We start from the raw sequence: 5,981 nt of genomic DNA, 5'->3' as shown, positions 1-5,981 counted from the left end.
GCCATACCCGCCATCAATTCTCCATGGAAATGGCCAGGAAACCCCATACCTGCTCCGAATGCCACAAAGGACCCGACGTTCCTGCGTATGGTGTCTATCAGGTCAGCAAGCATGGAAATCTTTATTCCTCTATGGGTAAGGAATGGGATTTCCAGGCGGTCCCCTGGACAGTTGGAAAGGATTTTTCCGCACCGACCTGCGCTGCCTGCCATGTCAGTCTGATCGTCAACGAGGTCAATGAAGTAGTGGCCGAGCGGACGCATCAGATGAATGACCGGCTTCCCTGGAGAATCTTTGGCCCCATCTATGCTCACGCCCACCCCAAGTCTCCGGATACGGCCGTTATCAAGAACAAGGCTGGATTGCCACTGCCCACCGAACTTTCCGGAGAACCGGTTTCTCAATACCTGATTGATGCCAAGGAACAGGAGAAAAGGCGAAACGCTATGCAAGATATATGTCGCACCTGCCACAGCGATGGATGGGTCCAAGGTCATTTTACGCGTTTTGAAAACACCCTCAAAACCACCAACGAGATGACCCGAGCCGCCACGGAAATCCTTTTGACAGCCTGGAAGACTGGGGCGGCTAAAGGCCCGGCTCAAAACGACAGCATCTTCAATGAGGCCATCGAGAAAAAATGGGTGGAACAATGGCTCTTCTATGCCAACTCCACCCGCTTCGCTTCGGCCATGGCCGGAGCGGATTACGGTGTCTTTGCCCACGGCCGCTGGCATATGAGCAAAAATCTTCAAGAAATGATGGAATGGCTGCATTCAAAATTGCGGAAGACGCCGGCAGCTAAGAACAAACAGCTTGTCAAACCCTAACTAACAACTAAAAAACCGGGAAATCGTAGAGCCTTTCCTCTGCATCAATAACCTTAGAATCATTCATCCAAACCTATGGTTATTTCGCTCTCCACCAAACTGCCTTGATTCTTGGATTCCGCTTCCTTTATGGCCTGCGCACAATAACCCCCTTTGCTCTCGGCATGAGTCGGGTACGGAGGGGTTATTTCTTCCTCCTTAACACCCTGAGCGCCCTGGTTTGGGCAACGGCAATGGGGACCGGGGGCTACCTCTTTGGCAATGTTCTCAGGATTATTATGGTTGACATCAAGCGTTACGAGCTTAAAGTCTTCGGCGCAATCGCCATCATAGGAGGATTGATTTGGGGAATCTATTTCTATCGCTCCCGGAGGAAAAGACCTATAGAAGAGGGAATAATCGATAAAAAACTCTAAGGCGACGAATATGGAATCGGAGCACTAATTTTTATTTTCGTTGAGGTCGGTGTAGTGGACGCCCGGGCATTCAAAAGCAAAGATTTAAAGCTTGCGAAAAAAACTCAGCCATCAAAAAGATTCTTCATCAAATTTGATCATGGGTTTTTTCATATCCACCATCGCATTGACGATCAGTTCAACGAGTCCACCATAGTAGATGTGGCTGCGCTCCTTGGCGTGGTAATACTCTAAGATATCCCGGATGGCACCCTTGCAGTTGGAACAAGGCGCACAAACGTATTTGGGAACATCCTGGGGCTCGCCCTTGAAAGCATCCAGGATCTGTAAAAACTTTTTACGGCTGCTGACCAGGGTGCGCCATTCCGCGAAATTGAAACCCGACATGATGGCAAACCCGGACCCTCCTCCGCAGCAATAGTTATCTACCCCATGGGGAGTCATTTCCCGGAATTGGGGAGCGATTTTTCGGAGAATGCGTCGCTGGGGCTCCACGATGCCCATGGCCCTAACCACGTTGCACGGGTCGTGCAGGGTGACCGGAAAATTGTTGCGGGAAGGATCAAATTTGATTTTTCCACTGCTTACGATTTCATCCAAAATCACAAATCCTGATTCGCGGGGAATGTTCAGGTCCCCGGTCAGCACTCGATCGGCGATAACGGCGAGGGCTTTATGGGCATGCCCGCATTCGCCGATGATCATCTTTTTGACCTTCAGTTTTTTGGCGATCTCGGCGTGCTTTATTGCTACTCTGGCCATCTGTACATCATCATACCAGAGCCCATAATTCACTACATCGTACCCAAGCTCCTCGGAGGAAAAGGTCCAGGAGATACCGGCTGCCTGAAAGATGATGGCGAAGGCGCCCACATTTTCCGGCCAAGCCAGAACCTCGCCGGCATTGTGCAGGAGCAGGATATCGGCTCCCTCTTTATCCCAGGGAATTTCCAGCTTATAGCCGGTGATTTCCTCCATCTCTTCCTGGATGAAATCCATGCTGTCTTTGACCGCGACCGGATTCATCCCTGTGGTAGAACCTACCCGTAGATGTTGGAGCGTACCTTTTTCGTGAATCTCTTTGGGAGCAATACCCATTTCCTGGGAAAAAAGTTTCCGGATCTCGTGAGTGATTAAAGCGTTATCGACCCCGATCGGGCAGACGCTGGCACAGCGGCGGCAAAGCGTGCAACGGTAGGCGAGTTCGGCGAGGCGGGCAACGGTGGTCCAGTTCAAATCAATATCCCCGGTAAGCTTGGAGGTAAGTTTTCCTCCGGGTTTGATATATTTTTTATATAAGCGGCGAAAAACTTCGGAGCGGAAGGTGGGTCGGTAAATCTCCTGGCGCCCGCTCATCTCAAAGACCGGGCAGGCATCGGAACAGGTCTGGCATTTGGCGCAATATTCCATGGAGAGCAAAAGGGGCTGAAGAAACCCCCAGTTGTTCTTTTTCTCGAAAAGTTTCCTCAGGCCGGAGAGAAAAGCCCGAATATATTTTTCCTCTTCTTCTTTATTCTTGGGTCTGGGAATGCCAATGGCTACCGTATCGTCGAGGGAAGCCTCGATGTTGGCTATCTTCTCATCCTTCAGTCCAGAGAGGGTCAAGTTGTTAAGGTCCTCATAAGGCGGTGGCAGAGGAGGCAATTCATTTGCCTGAATGTGGCCCAAACGCTTGGAAGGTTTGGAAATAGCGGATGGTTTAATGAAGTTTCCTCTCATTTATTCCTCGTTGGTCCTGAGGTGGCGATATCCACCCAGGTCTTTTCCCCGTCTGCTCCGATATGGCCCGCAGCCCATGTCGGCTTGAAGCCCAGGTTCTTCAAAATCATTGCCTCGATTCGGCTCCCTTTGAAGTTCGGCTTATCTTCCCACCTCACGAAATGGTACAGGAAATACTTCATGAACATATGAGACATATGGGTCATAGGGATATAGGCCATAACCAAGGAAGCCAGCACAATCGTTCCTTCTCCAAGAAAACTACGAGAAGAAGTGTACCCCTCCGGCTGGCCGCCAAAAGTTAAAAGAGAATAAATGTAGGCCCGTGCCCCGTCAAAAGCATGGTCGTGGAAAAGCCAGGTCAATAGGCCTGATACAAAAAACAAAAAAAGGAAGGCAAGGTTGAAGTAGTCAGCAAAGGACGAATAGTTCTTTAATGCGGGATCGGACACCCGGCGGTAAATTAATCCCGTACCGCCCACTGTTCCCAAGGTCAACCCGATAAATCCAACCAGGATCGTCAAATAATAAATCAATAAACTTAGGGTGCTGCCCCCTGCAGTAATTTTCGCCCCAAAAATCATGGCCACAGCGCCTACAAAAAGGAGGACCAAAGTGGCGAGCAACATATACAGGCCGAAATGAAAGGGAAAAGATACTTTCCAGACCTGGCGATTCTCAAGCCAGACCCCACGAAGAAACAAAATTTCTGGAATCATGAATTTAAGCTCGTTGTATAGAGAGCTTTTTATCTCTTTTTCCCACCAGTTTAATTCCTCCATGTAGGAACCGCCATAATCAGCTTTCTTTCCGGCTTCGTGCTTAACGGGGTAAAGTTCCCACCTTAGATGAAGAGGAAGCTTCAACTGCCGGTAAACTCGCAGGCCCGCCGCGAGTATAAAAACCGCTCAACATAAATACGTCAAGAGATAAAGGTTCATAAAACTATCCTCCGCTAATCGGGGGAAGAATTTTAATCAGGTCCTCTTCATGGACCACGTCTTGCAACTTAAGAATCTCATCCCCCCGAACCAGGACTACAAAAAAATTCAAAATTTCGTCTTTTTCCTTACGAAGGTAAGGCTGGAAAGAAGGGACCTTCTCGGCGATTATTCCAAGAAGTTCTTTGACCGGCATGGGCCTTTTTAAATCAAAATCAATCTCTTCTTTACCGGCAAGCTCATCGAAGGGCTTGAAAAAACGGACCTTCATAGCAACCTCTCCTTGCAGGGAATGATTTATTTTTTCCCGGAAATCGAAGGAAGTCAAGGAAATTAAACCCGAAACCCGCAACCCGCAACTTATTTTTTCTTCAGTTTTCCCGTGATATAGAAATACCCGTCTTCATCCATTCGGGCCATGTCGCCCGTATGCAGCCAACCCTGGCGCAGGGCGCGGGATGACTCTTCCGGCCTATTCCAATAACCCTTCATCACCTGGGGTCCTTTGACGATCAATTCCCCAGCTTCTCCCACTGGCATTTCTCTTTCACCGTTAGCAACATCGACAATTTTGGCATCCGTGTCTGGTAAAGGAATACCTATGGAGCCAATCTTGCGCTTTCCCAAAATCGGGTTGGCATGCGTAAGAGGGGAAGCTTCAGTCAGCCCATATGCTTCGTTGACCTTCCTCCCTACTTTTCGTTCAAAAGTTTGGAGAACTTCCTCGGGCAATGGCTCTCCTATAGACCAACAGATTTTGACCGAAGAAACCTTATGCTTGGCAATATCGGGGTTGGTGGAGAGTCTTTCGATCATGGTAGGTTGAGCCGGGAAAAAAGAGGGACGATGTTTTTTAAATGTAGAGAGAACCTGGATGATTTCAAACTGAGGTAGGTGGATGCTCATGGCTGCGGAGAAAATAGGCAGATTCATGCCCATGGTCATCCCATAAGCCTGGTGAAAAGGTGGGATGGAAAGAAAGATTTCCTTACCCTTTTCCAACTCTCCAATCCAAGCCGAAGCTTGCATGATATTGGCTACTAAATTCTTATGCGTCAAGAGCACACCTTTGGGGAGACCCGAAGTTCCGCTGGTATATAGAATGAAGGCGACTTCTTCGGGGCTGCCTGGTGCTTTATCCGCCGTCGAAGAATCCGATTGGCCGCGCAAGAGGAACTCTTTGAACAAATGAATATTCGGCTTCCGGGCCAACTTCACCTGGATCCCCCGCCCTTTGGCCGCCAGGTTAAATAGAAAATCCCTGGGAAAGGGTAAATAATCCTTTACGCCTGTTATGACGAATTGTTTCAGCTTCGTTTTGGTAAAAATGGGGTCTACCCTTCGCAAAACCAGGTCCAGGGCTACCAGGGTCTCCACTTCCGCGTCGTTGAGCTGGCGCTGCAACTCTTCTTCCTGGGCCAGTGGGTCAAAAAAAACCGGCACTCCCCCCGCTTTCAATGCCCCAAAAGTGCTGACAATTGTCTGGGGCATGTTGGCCAGAAGGATTCCCAATCGATCCCCTTTGCGGAAGCCTATTCCCCTCAGGGCATTGGCGAATTGGTTGGCATGAGCCCGCAATTCTCTGTATTTAACCTTTCCCCCGAAGAAGAAGGCAGCCGTTTTTTCGGGGAAGTGATCCGCGGCATCGTCCAGGATCTGCTGCAGAAGTATGTCGGGGTACTTCAGATTCCTGGGAACATGGGGATCGTAATATTTCAACCAAGGCTTTTCCATCTTTATTTCCTTTTAAATTGATTCGGACGCAGATTTACGCAGATGAACGCAGAAAAAGATTCTATTAATAGAAAATTAAAAAGACAGGAGTCCGAAGTTAGAATGGAGCAGATATTGCCCTTCTCTTCTGGATTCTGTCTTCTATCTCTTGTTTTTTAAATTTCAATCCTGGAAATCTGCGTTTATCTGCGTCCAAAAGGTATTTCATTTACAGCTTTCATCCAGGTACCAGCGTACAAAATGATCCAAACCTTCCCGGATCTTTGTTTGGGGCCGGTATCCCAACCGTTCGCTGGCTTTGCGGATGTCCGCGTAGGTCCTCTCCACATCTCCAGGTTGGG

At 48.9% G+C, this 5,981-nt stretch carries 6 protein-coding genes; 2 read left to right on the top strand and 4 right to left on the bottom strand.

Annotation, left to right across the window (positions count from 1 at the left end; translation table 11 throughout):
* The coding region (locus Q7V48_06210) for a multiheme c-type cytochrome (protein ID MDO9210329.1) at nucleotides 1-830 on the top strand (830 nt) is incomplete at its 5' end.
* Between the two features lie 104 nt (nucleotides 831-934).
* Complete coding sequence (locus Q7V48_06205; GenBank protein ID MDO9210328.1) at nucleotides 935-1,246, top strand: hypothetical protein; 312 nt, start codon at nucleotides 935-937, stop codon at nucleotides 1,244-1,246.
* 111 nt (nucleotides 1,247-1,357) lie between these two features.
* Here Q7V48_06205 and Q7V48_06200 read toward each other — a convergent pair whose 3' ends face one another.
* The 4 genes from Q7V48_06200 to Q7V48_06185 all read right to left on the bottom strand — a co-directional run bounded on the left by Q7V48_06200 (nucleotide 1,358) and on the right by Q7V48_06185 (nucleotide 5,640).
* Complete coding sequence (locus Q7V48_06200) at nucleotides 1,358-2,965, bottom strand: (Fe-S)-binding protein (protein MDO9210327.1); 1,608 nt, start codon at nucleotides 2,963-2,965, stop codon at nucleotides 1,358-1,360.
* Nucleotides 2,962-3,747, bottom strand: a complete 786-nt coding sequence (locus tag Q7V48_06195; protein ID MDO9210326.1) for a respiratory nitrate reductase subunit gamma — start codon at nucleotides 3,745-3,747, stop codon at nucleotides 2,962-2,964. Before Q7V48_06195 ends, Q7V48_06200 begins: the two co-directional genes overlap by 4 nt.
* 163 nt (nucleotides 3,748-3,910) lie before the next feature.
* Entirely contained in the window at nucleotides 3,911-4,177 is a 267-nt protein-coding gene (locus Q7V48_06190; protein MDO9210325.1) for a MoaD/ThiS family protein, read from the bottom strand.
* A gap of 89 nt (nucleotides 4,178-4,266) precedes the next feature.
* Entirely contained in the window at nucleotides 4,267-5,640 is a 1,374-nt protein-coding gene (locus Q7V48_06185; protein ID MDO9210324.1) for an AMP-binding protein, read from the bottom strand.
* Between the last annotated feature and the right edge of the window lie 341 nt (nucleotides 5,641-5,981).

This window comes from Deltaproteobacteria bacterium, from assembly GCA_030654105.1.
Lineage (GTDB): Bacteria > Desulfobacterota > SM23-61 > SM23-61 > SM23-61 > JAHJQK01.
Note: the sequence above shows the minus strand (reverse complement) of the source record. Positions and strands in the feature narration are given on the sequence as shown.